Below are 3624 nucleotides of genomic sequence, written 5' to 3' on the forward strand. Positions count from 1 at the left end.
GCGCCAAGCTGGTCCGGGTGGACGAGCTGAACGTGCAGACCCAGGCGGGCTACCTGGGTAACTGACGCACCGGCCGGGCCCGGCCCCACAGCGTGGGGTCGGGCCCGGCCGTCAGCTCATCGGTATCCGGTAGCTACGCTCGCCGCCGCCCGCGGCGGTGGCCAGCCGTACCTCGCCCGTCTTCAGGCCGTACACCACCGACCAGCGGGTGTGTGCCTGCCGTACCGAGTCGAGCAGCCGCAGGGCGGTCGGGGCGTCCACGGTGCCGCCCGCCTTGTCCAGCGCCTCGGCCAGCACCCCGTACCGGTGGTCCCGGCGCAGGTCGCGGTCGGCCACCCCGACGGCCGCCACGTTGGTCAGCGCCTGCCACGCGCCCCGGCTCTTCTCGGCCCGCATCGTGCCGTCGACGAACTCGACCACGGCGGACGCGCCGGTGGCGTCGGCGAGCAGGTAGTGCAGCGGCGGGCCGCCGTCGAAGTCCAGGTTGTAGCGGCCGAACACGGCGATCGCCTCGTCCACGGTGGCGGCCTCGTCCAACACCAGCCGCAGGATGCGTACGGAGCCCACCGTCGGCCGCCCCGGCACCGGGCGCGCGGTCGCGCCGTCGTCGGCGGCCAGCCCCACGGCCAGGCCGCGCTCGTTCATCCCGTCGAAGGGCAGCAGCGGCGCGTTGAGCAGCCGGCGATCCCCGGCCGGGTCGGCACCGACCCCGAGGTACGAGATGTCCACCATGGAGATCGAGGCGTACCCGTCCGGCGGGTCGGTCCGCAGCACCAGCGCCGGGTTCGGGTCCCAGTCGAAGTTGCGGGCGAACAGCGGCCGGGTCCGGTCGCCGAGCGCGGCGAACAGCGAGCAGCCGAACGGGCTCGCCTCCGGGATGCCGGAGATGCCGGCGGTCGGGTCGTAGTCCCCGACGTAGGTCATCTCGTACAGCGGCAGGTCGTCGACCCGGCGCAGGCTGGCCAGGGTCCGCTCGACCTGGCCGGCGTCCTGTCGGGACGCGGTCGGGGTGCCGGCCGGGGACGACGTCGGGGTCCGTTGGCCGGCGGCGCATCCGGTGCCGGCGAGCAGCAGGGCGAGACCGGTGGCGAGCAGCGTCCTCCGCATGCCCGCGACGCTAGAGGCGGCAGCGACGGTTGTCCATCGGGTCAGGTGGCGGGGATGCGGGCCAGTTGCGCGTCGATCGCCTCGGGCGTGAGGGCGGGGCGGCCGCCGGGGTGGCCCACCGTCGCGCCGGCCGCGGCGACCGCGTAGCGCGCGACCTGCTCGTACGGCCCGCCGCCGAGCAGGCCGACGGTGAGCGCCGCGACGAAGGCGTCTCCCGCGCCGGTAGTGTCCACCGTGGGCGTGTCGCTGATCGGCACGAAGACTTCCCCATCCGGCCAGGCGAAGGCGTTCCCCTCCCCCGCCACCTCGACCGCGACCAGCGACGGACCGCGGGCGAGCAGCTCCCGGCCGGCCCGCAACCCGGACTCGGCGTCCTTCGGCGGGTCGCCCACGATCAGCCCGGCCTCCCGCGCGTCGGCGCGCAGCACGTCGGCCAGGGCGAGCAGCTCCGTCCCGCCCGCCGGGTCGTCCGGCGCGCCGTCCAGCACCACCAGCCGGTCGGCGGCACGGGCGCACCGGGCCGCCGCGAGCGCCGCCGGCAACGGCTGCTGAAGCTGCACGAGCACGGCGCGGGCCGCCGCCAGCACCTCCGCCGCGCCGGTCACGTCGTCCTCGGTCAGCAGGGTCGCCTCGGGGATGTCCTCCAGGTAGCGCCAGTGGGCTCCGGCGTCCACCACGTCGACGATCAGCGCGCTGGGGGTGTCCGCCCGGCGCAGCACCGGGGCGACGTCGATGCCGTCGCTGCGGGCCTGGCCCAGCAGCCGGTCGCCGACCTCGTCCTCGCCGACCACCCCGAGCAGCCCGGGGCGGGCACCGAGTTGGGCGAGCGAGACGGCCTGGTTCGCCCCCTTGCCCCCGAGCAGCTCCCGCCGGCGGCGCACCGGGGTCGTCCCGGACGGGCCCGGGACCTCGTCCACCACCAGGACGAGGTCCCGGCACACCTGCCCCACCACCAGCGCGTCCAGTCCGGCCATGCCCGGCTGTTACCCGGGCCGCCGCCGGTCACGCCCCCCGCCGGCCCGGCTCCCGGCCGCCCCAACCGGCTAGGGGCGCGCGACGACGAACATGAAGCAGCCATACACCACGTTGCGGCTGTGCAGGCGGTCCACCGCGGGGTCGGCGAGCAGTTCGGCGATGACCCGTTCCGGGTCGCCGCCGTCGTGGTGCCGGCCGCCCACGATCCGGCCCCGGCGGTCGTACGCCCGAAGGACCTGGGGCCGCCCCCGCCAGTCGGCCGGGTACCCGGTCCCGTGGTCCGGACCGGGGCAGTCCGCGTCGTGGGCGAAGATCGGCCCCACCTCACGGTACGGGCCGGCGGGCAGCGGCGGGGCGTACCCGAACAGCAGCAGCGGCTCGCCCGCCGTGGCGTCGCGCAGGCAGCAGCGCAGCGGTTCGCCGCCCTCGGCGGTGCGTCGCTCCGGCGGCTGGCCGGACGCGTCCCGGCCGGTGCGCCGCACCTCGGCCAGCGCCTCCCCCGGCATCGGCTCAATCAGGTACCGGATACCCGTCGTCATACGCCCAGCCTGGCCCGGCCCGCCGGTGGTTGCTGGCGGCGATCGGACCTGGCGTTCCCGCCACCCGCCGCGCGACGGCGGGCCGGTTCACCGCACGTGCCGCTCACGCCCCCATCTCGGCCTCGTACGCCTGCCGGAGCCGGAGCCGGGCGGTGGGCGCCAGACAGACGTGCCAGGCCTGGCCCTCGTCGACCACGTTGATCTCGCCGGCCTCCTGCCGGGCCAGCAGCAGGTCCGCCAGCGCGTCCCGGACGCCGAATCGGGCGAACCAGGCCAGCTCCACGTCGGCCGCCCAGCCGAGGCAGTGCCCGCTGGGCACCATGGCGGCGTATCCGAGGCGGCGCAGCCGGTACTGGTGCTCGGCGCTGCGGGCGAGGCTGGTGACCCAGAGCGGCGGCGTGGCCGGCGGGCTGGCCGCGGCGAACTCCCGGGCGATGTCGTTGAGCAGGGCGATCACCTCGCGGCGGGCCCGGCGGAACCGCAGCCCCGCGGTGTGTGGGGTGGCGTCGGGCAGCAGCCGCCGCCGTGCCGCCCGCAGCCCGCGGCCGAGAAGGGTCGCCGGCTGCTCCTGGTAGCGGAAGGCGAGCAGCCCACGCCGGCGCAGCCACTCCAGGTCGACCAGGTCGGTGGTCGTGTCGACCTGGGTGTCGGTGAGGAAGGTCGGTGTGTCCCGCCACCACATCACGTCGATGCGGGAGAGCAGGTAGATCCGGACCAGCGCGGTGAGGTCGTGCGCCGAACTGCGGGCGCTGGGTTGGTAGCGGGCCATCTCCAGGAGCAGGGTCTCCCGGGCGCCGACGAACCCCTGCGGGGTGGCGTTCAGGACCGCGGCGATGGCCGGCTCCCGCAGCCGCTGGTCCAACAGCACCTGGCGGGCGGTGGTCGACGGGGAGTCGGCCAGGGCGCCGACCTCGACCACCAGTTCCGCCACCGCCGCTCGGTAGGCGGCCAGGTCCGGCTGCCCCGGCACCGGACATCGGCCAACGGCGGTCGGCGCCCGGCG

4 protein-coding genes are annotated in these 3624 nt (G+C 76.3%); all 4 read right to left on the reverse strand.

The annotated features are described in order from the left end of the window. Positions 1-111: 111 nt before the first annotated feature. Entirely contained in the window at positions 112-1107 is a 996-nt protein-coding gene (locus FXF52_RS40680) for a carcinine hydrolase/isopenicillin-N N-acyltransferase family protein (RefSeq protein ID WP_148804961.1), read from the reverse strand. 41 nt (positions 1108-1148) lie between these two features. Next, positions 1149-2081, reverse strand: coding sequence for a PfkB family carbohydrate kinase (locus FXF52_RS40685; RefSeq protein WP_148804962.1), 933 nt, complete (start codon positions 2079-2081; stop codon positions 1149-1151). Between the two features lie 69 nt (positions 2082-2150). Continuing rightward, the gene (locus tag FXF52_RS40690) at positions 2151-2621 is read right to left on the reverse strand and encodes a DUF1203 domain-containing protein (protein ID WP_148804963.1); all 471 of its coding nucleotides are present in this window, start codon (positions 2619-2621) and stop codon (positions 2151-2153) included. 103 nt (positions 2622-2724) lie between these two features. Next, positions 2725-3624, reverse strand: a 900-nt coding sequence (locus FXF52_RS40695; RefSeq protein WP_255472930.1) for a hypothetical protein, incomplete at its 5' end; no start/stop codon positions are given.

The organism is Micromonospora sp. MP36 (genome assembly GCF_008119785.1).
In the GTDB taxonomy this organism is placed as follows: Bacteria; Actinomycetota; Actinomycetes; order Mycobacteriales; family Micromonosporaceae; genus Micromonospora.

Excerpts from the sequence above, each read along its gene's own strand:
- FXF52_RS40680 (WP_148804961.1), bottom strand. The coding sequence starts at position 1,107 with ATGCGGAGGACGCTGCTCGCCACCGGTCTCGCCCTGCTGCTCGCCGGC.
- FXF52_RS40690 (WP_148804963.1), bottom strand. The coding sequence starts at position 2,621 with ATGACGACGGGTATCCGGTACCTGATTGAGCCGATGCCGGGGGAGGCG.
- FXF52_RS40685 (WP_148804962.1), bottom strand. The coding sequence starts at position 2,081 with ATGGCCGGACTGGACGCGCTGGTGGTGGGGCAGGTGTGCCGGGACCTC.